We start from the raw sequence: 15,905 nt of genomic DNA, 5'->3' as shown, positions 1-15,905 counted from the left end.
CCCCTGCTGGCCAAAAAGCAGTGGATTATAACCTGCTGCTATTCAGCCTCAAGTCAGTGGCAGGTAAATTTCATTCAGCATAAATCAATCACGCTGTTTTTTTTCCAATCTTGCTAGGCGCTTAGCGATATCATCGAGCTGTTTAAAACGCACCGCGTTTTTACGCCACTGGGTATTGGCCATAGCGCCGGTACCTGAGGAGTAGACCCCCGGTTCATGGATTGAGTTTGTCACCAAGCTCATTCCCGTCACCTGAACGCCATCGCAAATCGTTAGATGGCCGGACAAACCAACGCCGCCACCCAGCATGCAGTGTTTACCGACCTTGGTAGAGCCGGCAATGCCCACACAGCCCGCTAAGGCGCTGTGATCGCCAATGATGACGTTATGAGCAATTTGTACCTGACTATCGATTTTGACGTCATCACCAATCACCGTATCACCCAGTGCGCCCCGATCGATGCTGGAGCAACTGCCCACCTCAACGTCATCGCCCAGCACAACGCCTCCCAGCTGGGCAATTTTATGCCAGCCAGCACCGTCGTGGGCAAAACCAAATCCGTCACCGCCGATAACACAACCACTTTGCAGGATGACTCGCTTACCTACCACCACACCATGACACACCGTGACATTGGCATGCAGTCGTGTTGCTTCGCCGATAATGCTGTCGGCCCCAACCACGCTCCCTGCTCCAATCGCTACGCGGTCGCCCAGCACCACACCCGCTTCAATCACAGCGTGAGCCTGAATACAGACATCGGCGCCTATCTGAGCATCTTCCGCTACGACTGCGGTAGGGTGAATACCAACAATATCGCGGGCGGGCAATGGGTCAAACAGCTGCGATAGCTTGGCATAGCCTAGGTAAGGATTATCAATTTCCAGACGCGCTACCGGGCAGTGTTTACCGTGCTCAGGGTGCAGTAATACAGCGGCCGCCTTGGTCGTCGCCAGATCTTTCAGATAGGCGCGATTGGCCAGAAAAGCGACTTGATCCGGCTGCGCTTCTTTTAACGTCGCCAAGCCACGTATCGGCTGCTGGGCGTTGCCGCTAACGGCAATGTCCAATTGGCGCGCAATGTCTGCGAGGGTTAGGTGATGAGAAGCGTGCGTCATGGGAGCCCAGGGAAGCTTTGGTGTGGTCAAGCCACACCAATCATCGTTTAAATTTAGTTCAGGGTATCAAAAATCTGCGTGACTTCGTCGGTCACATTGGGCAGATCCACACCTGAGTGCAGTACGCCCTGGGGCTCAACCAGTACATCAATACCGTGGCGTTCCAGTACCTGTGCGACGGCTTGCTCCAACTTCGGTTCAGCGCTTTCTAAAAACTGCTGCTCAGAGCTCTGCTGGGCCTGCATGACTTCCCGGCGAAGCTGCTCAAAACGACTGCCCTTCTCTTGTAGTTCGCTAATCAGCGACTCACGCTGAGACTGGGCCATGGTTTCGCCTTCGTTCTGCAAACGCTGCTGTAATTGCTGTAGCTCATTACCCAGGTTCTGTGCTTCACGCTGCTGATTGCCGATCTGCCCTTCCAGAGTACTCATTGAGGCCTGTGCCGACTGGGTATTCATCAATGCTGCTCGCCAGTCTAATACCGCTACTTCTGCCGCATGAGCGGGCAAAATCATCGCGCCCAACAGGCATACCACCGCTGTTAGTCTACGCATCATGTTATCTCCTTAGGTCACGCCAGCCGCGCGCCGCCATGGCACGCGGTCTAGCAAAATTAGAACGATTGGCCGAGTGAGAACTGGAAGAATTGGGTATCGTCACCGCTCTCATCGTTCAATGGTTCGGCAACGCTGAAGGTCAGCGGCCCCACCGGCGTTAGCCAAGAAAGGCCGATACCGGCACTGTAGCGCAAATCGCCTAGATCAACGCCGGAGTTGCACTGCTGACGTCCTGCGTCTTCTGCAAGCACATCGTAGCAAGAGGTCAGGAAGGTATTACCGCCATCCAGGAATAGCGATGTTTGCAGCGCACGCTGATCTTCAACAAAGGGCAGCGGGAAAATGATCTCGGCGCTACCTTCTACTGAAACGTTACCGCCCAGGGTGCGGTCACGGCCGCCTTCTGTTGCTGGCGTAGTGCGCTGCCCAAGCGTATTCGAGGTGAAGCCACGTACCGAGCCTAGACCGCCGGCGTAGAAGTTTTCATAGAAGGGGTAAGGATCGTTGCCGCCCAGCGTATCGGCATAGCCGACGTTGCCGGTAAATTTGAACGCCCAGGACTCGTCATCGTTAATCGGGAAGAGCTGTTGAGCTCGCGCGCGCAGCTTGTAGTACTCCGAATCACTGCCCGGCACGCCGGTTTCCAGCGACAGGCGCTGATAGCTGCCATCGGTAGGCATAATACCGCGGTTAAGATTATTGCGTGTCCAGCTGGCGGTCAGCTTCAGGCTTTGCGCATCTTCGCCCTGATCTTCCACGTAGCGACGAATTTCTGAGGCCGTGTCGAAGTAGGTTTTCACCGTTAGGTCTTCAACGCTGGCCCCAAAGTTAAGCCGCGACAGCTCACTGACGGGATAACCAAAGTTAATCCCTGCACCGTAGGCATCTGTCGAGAACGTCGAAATATCCGAATCGGCATAGTCGGTTTCGCGGTAGAACAGGTTATAGCCGCGGGAAATACCATCCAAGGTCCAGTAAGGATCTGTGAAGCCAAAGTTAACGCTGGTGAAAGTGTCGCTGCGCTGAGCACCTACGTTGACGCGATTGCCCGTACCCAGGAAGTTATTCTGCGACAGCCCTACCCCGTAAATAACCCCGGCACTCTGGGAGAAACCAACGCTTGCCGAGACCGAGCCTGAAGGCTGCTCTTCGACATTATAAGTAACGTCGAGCAAATCCGGCTCACCGGGCACAGGCTGAGTATCCACCTCTACTTGGCTAAAGAAGCCCAGGCGTTCAAGACGCTGACGCGATTGCGTAATGGCGTCGGTGGAAGCGGGTGCGCCCTCCAACTGAATCATTTCACGTCGCAGCACTTCATCCTGGGTAGTGGTATTACCGTAGAACTCGATACGGCGAACGTAGGCACGTTCACCGGGATTGACGGCAATCACCAGATCGACCGTTTCCCCGTCCTCTGCCATTTCAGGCACGCCTTGAATATCAGCAAATGCGAAGCCTTCGGCACCCAAACGCTGGCGCAAGGCTTCGGTGGAGGCATTCACATCGCCGCGGGAGAAAATCTCTCCCTCTTTAACGGTGAGCAGCTGGCGAGCTTCGTTCTCGCTGATCTGTAGGTCACCCGCGAAACGAATATCACCTACCCGGTACTGGGCGCCTTCATCGACGTTGAGGGTGATAAAGATTTCGGATTTTTCCGGGCCAATCGACACCTGGGTCGAGGTGACATCGAAGTTGACGTAGCCGCGATCGAGGTAGAACGAACGTAGCCGCTCAATATCACCGGCAAGCGCTTCACGGGAGTACTCATCGCTTGAGAACCAGCCGAAAAGGCGTCCTGGCCGATCATTGAGCTCAAACACCTCGCGCAGCGTTTCGTCATCAAAAGCTTCGTTACCAACGATATTGATTTGACGAATCTTAGCGACTTCGCCTTCGTTGATATTGATATTGACCTGTACCCGCCCCTCATCAACCTCTTCAACTTCGGTATCGATGCTGGCGCTGTAGCGGCCCTGTGACTGGTAAACGCCTTCCAGTTCACGCTGAATCTCTTCCAGCGTGGAAAGCTCCAGTACCTGGCCTTCCGAGAGCCCTGATTCACGCAAACCATTGCGCAAATCTTCTTCGGAGATCTGATCGTTGCCACTGATCTGTAGTCGGGCAATGGTCGGGCGCTCGACGACCTGAATAACCAGTACATCACCCTCGCGTGCCAAGGAGACGTCGTCAAAGAGCCCTGTGGCAAATAAGTCACGGGCAGCGGCGGCCAACTGCGCCTCACTGACACGCTCATTGGCGCTCACCGGAAATGCATTGAAGACCGAGGCGGCGGATACCCGCTGCAGTCCTTCCACTCGAATGTCAGAAACATCAAAGGATTGTGCTTGGGCGCCGCTGGCGCCTGCCAGCAAGAGTGCCGCCATTCCAAGGGTCTTGATTTTCATGCAGTCAATTCGCTCGCGTTGGTCTGCCGTTCATTCCAGAAAGGCACCATATACATTTGTGCAGGCAGATGACAAGGCATCCTGCGCGCTACACGCGTCATTACCACAGGCGCATCAGATCAAAATAGAGGGCCATCAACATCAGGGTGCCGACCATGGCAAGCCCAATGCGCAATCCTACAGCTTGTGTTTTTTCAGATACTGGTCGTCCACGCACGACCTCCATAAAATAATAAAGCAAGTGACCACCATCGAGCACCGGGATAGGCAGTAAGTTAAGCACCCCAAGACTGATAGAAAGATACGCTAGAAAGCCAATAAACGCTTCTATCCCAGCACGAGCCGAATCGCCAGAGATCTGAGCAATAGTAATGGGCCCCGAGAGATTGGAAGGCGAAATAAGCCCCACCAACATCTTTCGAATGGCGTCAACGGTCAGTAACGTCATCTCACCGGTACGTGATAACGCTTGGCCTACCGCTTCGATAGGACCATAGCGAATCTCACGCTGAAACGCAGCCGGCCACTCAACTTGCTCGGCACCAGCACCGATATAACCAATTTCCACCCCAGTATCTAAGCTGTTACGCCCGGGCGTTAAATCTACGGTTGCTCGCTCGCCATCACGCTCGTAGGTGAGCTCCAGCGTTTCGTTAGGATTACCTCGCACAATATTAACGAAGTGCATCCAATCATCCACTGGCTCGCCGTTAATGGCGACCATGGTGTCGCCAGCCATGAGGCCCGCTTGTTCGGCGGCCTCCCCACTGACGACTTGGCCCAAAATAGCCGGAAATTCTGGCTGCCAAGGCGTAATACCCAATGTTTGCAGCGGCTGGGGCGGATCTTGGCGCACCAAAAAATCGGTAACAGGTAGTTCAAAGCGCTGTATGTCAGTGGCACCCTCAGAACGTGCGTCGATAGCCAACTCACCACTGAAGCCAATAATAGACACTAGCTTCAGATTAACATCTTCCCAAGAGCGCATTTCATCGCCCTGAATGGCAATAATCTCATCGCCATTGGCAAGCCCGGCCTCGGCGGCTGGCGAGTCAGGCACGATGCTGCCCACCATCGGCGAAACCACCGTGGTACCCGCCACAAACAGTGCCCAGTAGGCAACAATCGCCAGCAGAAAGTTAGCGATTGGCCCCGCGGCTACAATAGCAATGCGCTGCCATACAGTCTTACGATTAAATGCCTGGTCGAGTTGATCTTCGGGTACCGGCGCCTCACGCTCATCGAGCATTTTGACATAGCCGCCCAGCGGAATAGCGGCTATCGCATATTCCGTGCCTTGACGGTCAACACGAGACCATAGCGGCTTGCCAAACCCTACCGAAAAACGCAGTACTTTGACGCCACAGCGTCTCGCCACCCAAAAGTGGCCAAACTCATGGAAGGTTACCAACAGGCCCAGCACCACAATGACCGCTAAAATATTCTGTATCAGGCCCACACTGCACTCCTTAACGACCCGCGCTTAACGACCAGCCCAGCGAATGCTTAAGCGGACCACCTTGTTACCAGTTCCAACGCCTGTTGTCGCGCCCATTGATCGGTTGCTAAAACGCTTTCAAGGCTGTCGACCCGGCCTTCATAGGGGCGCGATAAGACCTCGGCCACCAGTTGTCCAATCGCCGTAAAACTGAGCTTACGCTGTAGAAAAGCATCAACCGCTATTTCATTAGCCGCGTTCAGTACTACTGGCGCCATACCACCCTGCTGCATCGCTTCACGGGCAAGTCCCAAACACGGGAAACGAAATTCATCAGGTGCTTCAAAATCTAGCCGCGCCACCTGAAAAAGATCCAGCGTTTCGACCCCAGCATCAATACGTTCAGGCCACGCTAACCCATAGGCGATGGGCGTGCGCATATCGGGATTACCTAGCTGCGCAATCACCGAGCCATCATGATACGCCGCCATGGAGTGAATCACGCTTTGTGGGTGCACCACCACCTGGATCTGCTCAGGCGTCGCATCAAACAGCCAGCAAGCTTCAATGAGTTCTAGCCCTTTGTTCATCAGCGTGGCGCTATCAACGGAGATTTTACGCCCCATTGACCAGTTTGGATGAGCGCAGGCTTGCTCGGGTGTGACGTTATTAATATCAGCCTGGCTCCAGGTACGAAACGGCCCGCCGGAGGCCGTCAGCAGCAGTTGGCTAATGCCGTGGCGCGCCAAGCCGCCGCGATGCTCTGCAGGTAGACACTGGTAAATGGCATTATGTTCGGAATCAATCGGTAATAGCGTCGCACCCGAACGCAAAACAGCGTCCATAAACAGTGCGCCGCTCATCACCAGTGCCTCTTTATTGGCCAGCAACACGCGTTTGCCCGCTTCGGCGGCGGCCAGTGCAGGCAGCAAGCCTGCGGCACCCACGATAGCCGCCATCACGCAATCTACACTAGCGTCACGGGCAACCTCACACAGCGCCTCTCGCCCCGCGTTCACTTCGGTTGGCAGGCCTGCAAGTTTGAGCTCTTGGCGTAGCCAAGCAGCATCAACATCATCATCCAGCACGGCCACTGCAGGACGGTGCGTTAAACACTGAGCTAACAGGGACTCTTTTGAAGTATGCGCGGTAAGCGCATGGACGCTATAGCGGTCGGGATGACGACCAATCACATCCAGCGTGCTAGTGCCGATGGATCCTGTTGATCCAAGCACCGTCACACGCTGCGTAGGTGGTTTAGTTTGCGGATGCTGCCGTTGACTCATAGCGACTGCCCCTGAACCAGCATCGGCATAAGCACTTCAAGATAAAACAGCGCAAATAGCGGAATCGCCGCCGTCAGACTATCAATGCGATCCATCACCCCGCCGTGGCCTGGCAGCAGCTGGCTTGAATCTTTGATATTGCGGTGACGTTTGAGCATGCTCTCCAGCAGATCCCCAAGCACAGAGGTCAATGTGACGACTGCTGTCACGAGGATAAGCATGAGGCTACTGGCCATACCCAGTGAAAGCCACACGGCAAACACAATGGCCAGCATAGCCGTTGCTGCTAAACCGCCGTACACGCCCTCCCAGGATTTGCCTGGGCTTACATTAGGCGCTAGCTTGCGCTTGCCCCAGTTGCGGCCCACAAAGTAGGCGCCGATATCAGCACACCACACCAGCAACAGCACAAACAACAGCCACGTCATACCGCTCTCACGCAGCACGTTAAAACCGACCCAGCAAGGCAATAGCACCCACAAGCCCATCACCAATCGTCGCGGGGTAGCTTGCCATTGCTGACCAGCGGCAGGGTAGCGGGTAACCCAATAAAGATTTATCAGCCAGCCTGCTGCGGCCAGCCAAAGCGGCCATGCCGAGGTTGCGGCATCTATTAGCCACATCACCAGCATTAACGCGGCCATCACGACCACTAACTGAGCACGCTGCGCTGTGCGGGTGATACCGGCTAAATTGGCCCACTCCCAGGTGCCGAGTAGCACAATCAGCGCCGTAAACAGCGCAAAGGCGCCACCGTCCAATCCAAACAGGCCAGCTAGCACCAGCGGCGCTAGCCAGGCTGCGGTGATAATCCGCTGTTTAAGCACCTTGCGCCTCTATTTGTTCATCCGTCATCCCAAAGCGACGACGGCGCTGACAGAAGTCGTTTAATGCCCCATCGAATGCATCAGCACCGAAATCAGGCCATAGCAGCGGTGAAAAATGCAGCTCGGCATAGGCCATTTGCCAAAGCATAAAATTAGATAGTCGCTGCTCACCACTGGTGCGAATACACAGATCGATGGGCGGCACATTATCAACCCCCATCGCTTTATCAAAGCAGACCTCGTCAATATCCGAGGGCGCTAAATCGCCTGCCGCGACTTGCTCGGCCAGGGAGCGCGCCGCGCGGGCGATGTCCCATTGGCCACCATAGTTAGCGGCAATCACCAAGTGCATGCCGGTATTCTGTGCAGTTAACACTTCAGCACGCTGAATATGCTTTTGTATCGCATGGGAGAAACCACGCTGTTCACCAATAATCGAGAGGCGAACATTGCGCTCGTTGAGCTTTTTGACTTCACGCTTGAGCGCCATCAAAAACAGCTCCATCAAGGCATTAACTTCTGCGGCGGGGCGCTTCCAGTTTTCGCTGGAGAAGGCAAACAGACTCAGCGTTTTCACCTCGCGCTCGGCGGCCCGCTGTATCACTGCACGCACCGTTTCTACCCCCGCGCGGTGCCCACGTACGCCTGAAAGCCCACGCGCGCGCGCCCAGCGATTATTGCCATCCATAATGATAGCAACGTGTGCCGGCGGCGCCTCCCCGGCCTGAGAAAGTGCACCGGTCTCGTCCTGCTGTTCTTCAGGAAACTGCGGTGACGTCATGGTTTCTCGCACCAAAGATCAGTCATAAAAAAACCAGCCAGAGTGTGGCAAAACGGGCAGCATAAGCTGCCCGTGGCTGCATAAAACACAGGTTTATACCTGCATCAAATCCTGCTCTTTTGCAGTCAGCGCTTTATCGATCTCAGCGATATATTTGTCGGTCAGCTTTTGGATGGCGTCTTCGCCTTCACGCTGATCATCTTCGGTAATGTCTTTATCTTTCAATAACGACTTAAAATCACCGTTGGCATCACGACGTACATTGCGCACCGCAACGCGAGCATTTTCGGCTTCGCTACGTGCTTGCTTAATGTAACCTTTGCGGGTTTCTTCGGTGAGCATCGGCATCGGCACCCGAATCACCGTACCGGCGCTGGCCGGGTTCAAGCCAAGGTCAGAGGTCATGATGGCCTTTTCAATTTTCGGCACCATGCCCTGCTCCCACGGTACAATACTCAGCGTGCGAGCATCTTCAACGTTAACCGACGCCACTTGGCTAAGCGGCACCTGGCTGCCGTAATACTCCACCGTAACGGCGTCTAAAATACTCGGGTGAGCACGGCCGGTACGAATCTTGTTGAAGTTACTATTCAGCGCCTCAACGCTTTTTTTCATGCGCGATTCGGCATCTTTCTTAATATCGTTAATCACGTCATTAACCTCTGTATATCAGCGTGCCTTCCTTGCCCCCTACAACCATATTCAGTAGAGCACCAGGCTTATTCATATCAAATACCCGCACCGGCATATTATGGTCACGTACCAGGCAGATTGCGGTCAAATCCATCACGCCCAACTTTTGATCCAAGGCGTCATCGTAAGAGAGCTGGTCATACTTCACAGCATCTGGGTGTTTTACCGGGTCTTTATTGTAGACGCCATCCACTTTGGTCGCTTTAATGACCACATCTGCGTCCACTTCAATGCCGCGTAAGCAAGCAGCCGAATCGGTGGTGAAGAAGGGATTACCCGTCCCTGCAGAGAACAGCACTACGTCCCCGGAGGTTAAATAACGAATAGCGGTTCGGCGGTCATAATGCTCTACCACACCGCTCATCGGGATAGCAGACATCACCCGCGAACGGATATTAGAGCGCTCTAAGGCGTCGCGCATAGCCAACGCGTTCATCACGGTGGCTAACATGCCCATGTGGTCACCCGTGACGCGATCCATACCGGCTTCATTGAGCGCCGCGCCGCGGAACAAGTTACCACCGCCAATCACGATACCGACTTGCACCCCAATGCCGACTAGCTGACCTATTTCCAGCGCCATGCGGTCAAGCACCTTGGGGTCAATCCCAAAATCGTGTTCACCCATCAACGCTTCGCCAGAAAGCTTGAGCAAAATACGTTTGTATTTTGACTTCGAACTCTCAGCAGTGCCTTTGCTGGGTGCTACGTGGGGGGTAGGCTCTTGAACATCACGTGACATGGCATCTCTCCTGAGGCAGACCTGAACACAGGCAGGCGGTGCAGCCCCTATGTATAAAACTGATAACGTATAAAACCGATAAAAAAGAGCCGGTCATACTAGCATCAATTATACAGAGGCCGGATACGCGAAGGCGTGCGCTCGCGCGCACGCCATCTTCTTTCTGAAACCTCTGACCTCAGCGACGGCCAGCCTGTTCCATAACTTCTTTAGCAAAGTCGACTTCTTCTTTCTCGATGCCTTCGCCAACTTCAAAGCGCGTAAAGCCAACCACTTCGCCGCCTGCCGCTTTGACGAACTCAGCAACGGTTTGGTTCGGGTCTTTAACAAACGGCTGTTCGGTTAGGCTGTTTTCCGCCAGGTACTTTTTCAAGCGACCCTGGACCATTTTCTCAGCGATCTGCTCCGGTTTACCGGCCATATCCGGCTGCGCCAGAATAATCGCTTTTTCCTGATCCAGCTGCTCTTGGGGCATATCAGCAGGGTGCGCAACCGCAGGATTGATCGCGGCTACGTGCATCGCAACGTCTTTAGCGACTTGCGAAGTGCCACCGGTCAGTACGGTTAGAACGCCAATGCGGCCACCGTGGACGTATTCACCTACTAAACCACTGTCTGCAGCGTTAACAACCACGGCACGACGTACGCCGATGTTTTCACCGATTTTCTGAACCAACTGCTCACGAGCAGTTTCCAGCTCGCCCGCCATAACAGCGGCGACATCTTCACTTTTCGCAGTGAAGAAAGCACCGGCGATCTTGTCGGCAAACGTGATGAAGTTGTCATCACGAGCAACAAAGTCAGTCTCGGAGTTGATTTCGACCATTACGCCGTAGCTGCCGTCTTCCGCTACACGCGTTACCACAACACCTTCGGCGGCGATGCGGTCGGCTTTCTTAGCCGCTTTTAGACCTGAGTTTTTGCGCAGGTTTTCAATCGCAACTTCGATGTCGCCGTCGGATTCGGTGAGTGCTTTTTTACACTCCATCATGCCGAGACCGGTACGTTCGCGAAGTTCCTTGACCTGAGAGGCGCTGATAGCTGCCATGAGAATTCACCTCTGAAATGGTTCTATGAGAGTTAAACGCAACACAGAGTATAGGCATGATAAATGACCATCATGTATCACACTGCCCTATGTCTCTCTGTATTACGGGGCCGGTATTGAGCGCCGGCAAATTCGTCCGCTCAGACAGTTCATCTGTCGCGGGAAAAAGGGGGCATAGCCCCCTTTATCTTGATGCGGCACATCTGCTTACCGCACCCACTGCTGCGATTACTCGGCGGCAGTCTTGTCTTCAGCTGCAGCGGCCTCTTCGGTCACTTCAACAAACTCTTGCGCGTTGCCTTCTTTGGCACGACCACACGCATCCGCAATCGCTTTAACGTAAATCTGGATAGCGCGAATGGAGTCATCGTTGCCTGGGATTACGTAATCAACGCCATCGGGGTTGGAGTTAGTGTCCACCACGCCGATAACCGGGATACCCAGCTTGTTGGCTTCGTTGATCGCGATGCGCTCGTGGTCAACGTCGATCACGAACAGTGCGTCCGGCAGGCCGCCCATGTTCTTGATACCGCCGATAGAACGCTCAAGCTTTTCTTGCTCGCGAGTTGCTACCAGGACTTCTTTCTTGGTCAGCTTCTCGAACGTGCCGTCTTCGCGCATGGTTTCAAGATCGCGCAGACGCTTAATGGACTGACGGATGGTCTTGAAGTTAGTCAACATGCCGCCCAACCAGCGATGGTTGACGAAGTGCTGACCTGCACGGTTTGCTTCTTCTTTAATTACCTTGCTAGCGCTGCGCTTGGTGCCAACAAACAAAATTTTGTTGTTGGATGCCGCCATCTTCTCGACCACATCGATCGCTTCATTCAGCGCCGGAAGGGTGTGCTCAAGGTTGATGATGTGAATCTTGTTGCGCGCGCCGAAGATAAACTTGCTCATCTTCGGGTTCCAGTACTTGGTCTGGTGACCAAAGTGAGCGCCTGCTTTCAGCAGGTCACGCATATTAACGTGAGACATGGTAAAACTCCTCAAACTCGGGTTAGGCCTCCACGCACCCCATGGATCCGACCGTTGACTGCGTAAAACGCTGCCAGCGGCACCCGGGACCATGTGCCGGTGCATGTGTGTTTTTAAGGCTTGATAGTAAGCAGTGTGCCCTTTAACGGGCTCGCTGCGGATTCATCGCCCTGCCCTACTGCCGTCTTTCCCAGCCAAGAAGCTCGGAATCACGATTGCAGGAAAGCGCGCGGCTTTATACCATAGATCATTGCCAAGATGAAGTCGCACCCCGTTTGACGGTCTTAAATTGCGCCATTCAATTTTTCCATTCTGAATTCATATCGAGTATTCATGAACGTTCCTATCAAGACGCCTTCTGAAATCGAACACATGCGCGAAGCCGGGCGCCAAGCGGCTAGCGTTATCGAAATGATCACCCCTCATGTCCAGGTAGGGGTCAGTACGGGGGAAATCGACCGTCTTTGCCACGACTATATCGTTAACGAACTGGGGTCGGCCCCGGCACCGCTGAACTACCACGGCTTTCCCAAGGCAACCTGCACCTCCATTAATCATGTGGTGTGCCACGGCATTCCTGACGATGCCAAGAAGCTCAAAAACGGCGACATCATGAACCTGGATATCACCGTCAAGACCAAGGACGGCTACCACGGCGACTCCAGCGTGATGTTCGTGGTCGGCGAGACTATTCAGGGCGAACGGCTGTGCCGCATCACCCAGGAGTGCCTGTACAAGAGCATTGAACTGGTGAAACCTGGCGTACGCCTTTCCGAACTGGCTCGAGTGATCCAAAAGCACGCCGAAGAGCACGGCTACTCGGTGGTGCGCGACTTCTGCGGCCATGGTATCGGTGCTGATTTCCATGAGGAGCCGCAGTTTTTGCACTACGACGGCTACGCGCCGGACGCCGACATCAAGCTTGCTGCCGGCATGTGCTTCACCATCGAACCGATGATTAATGTCGGTGACTATAAAACCAAGGTACTGCGCGATGGCTGGACCGCCGTCACCAAGGATCGCAGTCTCTCCGCCCAGTGGGAACACACGCTACTGGTCACTGAATCCGGTGTTGAAGTGCTGACCGCGCGTCGCGACGAAGACTTCAGTTTTTTGAACAACTGATGCTTCTTCACCACTACCGGTTTGAACCGGACACCTCGCTTTTCGATTTAGACCTGTTTCGCACCGAGCTTGCAGGCTCGCGCTCCCCGGTCGCCCCTTTCAAAGCCGCGCTGCGCGAACTGCAGGCACGCTTCGATGACCAGTTTCGCGCCGGAGCGGATATCCGTGATCTGGTGCGCGGCCGCGCTTGGTATCTTGACCAGCTACTCGCTATTGCCTGGGCGCAGCATGAGTGGCCCGATGATGGCATCGCGCTGGTCGCAGTTGGCGGCTATGGCCGGGGCGAGCTGCACCCACACTCCGACATTGACCTGCTGCTGTTGCTAAAGCAGGACGACGACACCGCCTACCGTGAACCGCTCACCGCCTTTATCACGTTTTTGTGGGATATTGGCCTGGAGATCGGGCACAGCGTGCGCTCGCTCAACGACTGCGAACGGGAAGCCGAAGCGGACGTGACCGTGATTACCAACCTGCTCGAATCACGTTTGATCGCGGGGCCGGAGGCATTGCGTGAATCCATGCGCGAGCGCCTCAGCGCCGAGCACATTTGGCCCGCCGACCGCTTCTTTGAGGCCAAGTGGCAGGAGCAGATCTCCCGCCACTACCGTTACAACAACTCTGAGTACCACCTGGAGCCAAATCTCAAAAGTTCCCCCGGTGGGTTGCGCGATATTCAGATGATCGGCTGGGTAGCCAAACGCCACTTTGGCACCGAACAGTACACCGACATCGTCGCTAACGGCTTTATGAATGACGCCGAACTGCGCATTTTGAGCCAGGGGCAGGCATTTTTATGGCAAGTGCGCTACGCCCTGCATATGCTCACCGACCGCGCCGAAGACCGCCTGCTGTTTGACCATCAGCGCACGATTGCCGAGATGTTTGGCTTCCGCGATACGCCTGAGCGCCTCGCGGTCGAGCAGTTTATGAAGCGCTACTACCGCCACGTCACCGCGCTCGCGGGCCTTAACGATATGCTGCTGCAGCATTTCGACGAAGTGATTTTGCGCGGCAAAGAGGCACTGGAAACCGTCAAGCTGAATGAGCGCTTCGAGACCAAAGGCGGCTATATTCAGGTTCGCTCACGCAACCTGTTCCGCGAACGGCCTGCCGCCATGCTCGAGCTGTTTTTGCTGATGGCCAAGCACCCCGAAATTGAAGGGGTACGCGCCGACACCATCCGGCTGATCCGCGATCACCGCCACCAGATTGACGACCACTACCGGGAAGACCCGCGCCACCAGCGGCTGTTTATGGCCATTATGCGCGCCCCAGGCAACGTACCGCGCCAGTTGCGGCGTATGAACCGCTACGGCATTTTGGGCAAGTACCTGCCCGAGTTTGGCCGTGCCGTGGGGCTGATGCAGCACGACCTGTTTCATATCTATACCGTTGACGCCCACACTCTGCGGCTGCTCAAGTTTCTGCACGGTTTCCGTAAGCCGGAAGCGAAAGGCGACTTTCCCGTGGCGGCAGCGCTCATGCAGCAGCTTCCCAAGCTGGACCTACTGTGGATTGCCGGGCTATTTCACGATATCGGCAAGGGCCGTGGCGGCGACCACTCGGAAATTGGCGCCCGGGACGTAGAACAGTTCTGCCAGCGGCATCACGTCTCGCCTCACGATACAAACCTGGTCAGCTGGCTGGTGGAGCACCACCTGCTGATGTCGATGACCGCACAAAAGCGCGATATCAGCGACCCCGATGTGATTCGCGACTTTGCCCTGGTGGTGCGTAATGAAACCCGCCTGGATTACCTTTATGTGCTCACCGTTGCCGATATCAACGCGACCAACCCAACGCTGTGGAACGGCTGGCGGGCGACACTGCTGCGCCAACTGCATGCTGAGACCAAGCGCGCTTTGCGCCGTGGCCTGAACAACCCCCCTGACAGAGATGACTGGGTACGCGAAACACGCACCGAAGCGCGCTCGCTGCTACAAACTATCGGGATTAATCGGGCCCAAATCGATCAGCTCTGGGAATCGTTAGGAGAGGACTACTTTCTCCAGTATGCGCCCAGCGAGATTGTCTGGCAGACCCAAGGCATCCTCAATCACAACCAGTCGCCGCTGCCGCTGGTACTGATCAGCGCGCCCACCGCCGACATGGCCGAAGGCGGCACCAAGGTGTTTATCCACACTCGCTCGGTGGATGACCTGTTCGCCGCAACGGCAGCCGCCATGGAGCAGCTGGGTCTGTCGATCCACGACGCACGCATCGCCACTTCCCACAACGACTGGACGCTGAATACCTTTATTGTGCTCGATAGTCACGGCCAGCCCATTCGTGACCCGAACCACATCGAAGAGATGCGCCAGCACTTGGTCGAAGAGCTGGATGACCCCGACGACTACCCCACTATCGTGACACGTCACACGCCGCGCCAGCTCAAGCATTTCAAGGTACCCACGGAAGTGTTGATTGAGCAGGACCCGGCCAACGAACGCACGCTGCTGGAGCTAACCGCCCCCGACCGCCCCGGCCTGTTGGCTCGCGTGGGTCGAATCTTTATGGAGCAGGATATTTCCCTTTCAGCGGCGAAAATCGCCACCCTCGGCGAGCGGGTGGAAGACGTCTTTTTCATTACCACCAAGGCTGGCGAACCACTGACCGACCCTGAACGCCAACAGCAGCTACGCGAGCGGCTGATTGAAGTGTTAGGGGTTTAAAAGGTAATACACCGAACCCCGAGGCTGACGCAGAGATTGTAGTGCCAAGCCTGGGGGCGAGGGTAGGTTTCCGCGAGGGCGCTGTGAACCCCTCCATGGGCGCTACTTTCGCCATCCATGGCGAAAGACCCTCGCTCCAACCTACCCTCGCTCCCGTCTATCAGGTGTCTGTAAAAGCATTCATTGCAAAATCACACCCTCGTTAGGTTTGAGCCTGCACCGGGGCTT

At 55.3% G+C, this 15,905-nt stretch carries 13 protein-coding genes; 2 read left to right on the top strand and 11 right to left on the bottom strand.

Annotation, left to right across the window (positions count from 1 at the left end; genetic code table 11):
• Window positions 1-84 precede the first annotated feature (84 nt).
• From lpxD to rpsB, 11 genes are all read right to left on the bottom strand, one after another.
• Window positions 85-1,119 carry a UDP-3-O-(3-hydroxymyristoyl)glucosamine N-acyltransferase gene (lpxD, locus tag ACXUPB_RS02495; protein ID WP_179915345.1) on the bottom strand — a complete coding sequence of 345 codons (1,035 nt, stop codon included), beginning with the start codon at window positions 1,117-1,119 and terminating at the stop codon, window positions 85-87.
• 53 nt (window positions 1,120-1,172) lie between these two features.
• Complete coding sequence (locus tag ACXUPB_RS02490; RefSeq protein ID WP_133731095.1) at window positions 1,173-1,673, bottom strand: OmpH/Skp family outer membrane protein; 501 nt, start codon at window positions 1,671-1,673, stop codon at window positions 1,173-1,175.
• 59 nt (window positions 1,674-1,732) lie between these two features.
• Window positions 1,733-4,084 carry an outer membrane protein assembly factor BamA gene (gene bamA, locus ACXUPB_RS02485; RefSeq protein ID WP_374730584.1) on the bottom strand — a complete coding sequence of 784 codons (2,352 nt, stop codon included), beginning with the start codon at window positions 4,082-4,084 and terminating at the stop codon, window positions 1,733-1,735.
• A 100-nt stretch (window positions 4,085-4,184) separates the two neighbouring features.
• Window positions 4,185-5,543, bottom strand: a complete 1,359-nt coding sequence (rseP, locus tag ACXUPB_RS02480; protein WP_035564742.1) for an RIP metalloprotease RseP — start codon at window positions 5,541-5,543, stop codon at window positions 4,185-4,187.
• 47 nt (window positions 5,544-5,590) lie between these two features.
• Complete coding sequence (gene ispC / locus ACXUPB_RS02475) at window positions 5,591-6,808, bottom strand: 1-deoxy-D-xylulose-5-phosphate reductoisomerase (RefSeq protein WP_179915346.1); 1,218 nt, start codon at window positions 6,806-6,808, stop codon at window positions 5,591-5,593.
• Window positions 6,805-7,635, bottom strand: a complete 831-nt coding sequence (locus ACXUPB_RS02470; protein ID WP_179915347.1) for a phosphatidate cytidylyltransferase — start codon at window positions 7,633-7,635, stop codon at window positions 6,805-6,807. Before ACXUPB_RS02470 ends, ispC begins: the two co-directional genes overlap by 4 nt.
• Window positions 7,628-8,416 (bottom strand): polyprenyl diphosphate synthase, encoded by a 789-nt coding sequence (gene uppS, locus ACXUPB_RS02465; protein ID WP_179915348.1) that lies wholly within the window; start codon window positions 8,414-8,416, stop codon window positions 7,628-7,630. The genes ACXUPB_RS02470 and uppS overlap by 8 nt, the downstream gene beginning before the upstream one ends.
• Before the next feature lie 93 nt (window positions 8,417-8,509).
• Window positions 8,510-9,067, bottom strand: a complete 558-nt coding sequence (gene frr, locus ACXUPB_RS02460; RefSeq protein ID WP_008959876.1) for a ribosome recycling factor — start codon at window positions 9,065-9,067, stop codon at window positions 8,510-8,512.
• A 4-nt stretch (window positions 9,068-9,071) separates the two neighbouring features.
• Entirely contained in the window at window positions 9,072-9,851 is a 780-nt protein-coding gene (gene pyrH / locus ACXUPB_RS02455; RefSeq protein WP_176302523.1) for a UMP kinase, read from the bottom strand.
• Window positions 9,852-10,029: 178 nt separating this feature from the next.
• Window positions 10,030-10,899, bottom strand: a complete 870-nt coding sequence (gene tsf, locus ACXUPB_RS02450) for a translation elongation factor Ts (protein ID WP_179915349.1) — start codon at window positions 10,897-10,899, stop codon at window positions 10,030-10,032.
• Window positions 10,900-11,127: 228 nt separating this feature from the next.
• Window positions 11,128-11,877, bottom strand: coding sequence for a 30S ribosomal protein S2 (gene rpsB / locus ACXUPB_RS02445; RefSeq protein WP_179915350.1), 750 nt, complete (start codon window positions 11,875-11,877; stop codon window positions 11,128-11,130).
• 333 nt (window positions 11,878-12,210) lie between these two features.
• On the opposite strand from rpsB, the gene map reads away from it, so the two are divergent.
• Window positions 12,211-13,002, top strand: a complete 792-nt coding sequence (gene map / locus ACXUPB_RS02440; RefSeq protein ID WP_179915351.1) for a type I methionyl aminopeptidase — start codon at window positions 12,211-12,213, stop codon at window positions 13,000-13,002.
• Window positions 13,002-15,677 (top strand): [protein-PII] uridylyltransferase, encoded by a 2,676-nt coding sequence (locus ACXUPB_RS02435; RefSeq protein ID WP_179915352.1) that lies wholly within the window; start codon window positions 13,002-13,004, stop codon window positions 15,675-15,677. The genes map and ACXUPB_RS02435 overlap by 1 nt, the downstream gene beginning before the upstream one ends.
• Window positions 15,678-15,905: the final 228 nt, after the last annotated feature.

The sequence above is a fragment of the Vreelandella sp. DA03-1M genome, from assembly GCF_055725665.1.
The sequence above is the reverse complement of the archived record's forward strand: the minus strand, read 5'-3'. Positions and strand labels throughout refer to the sequence as shown.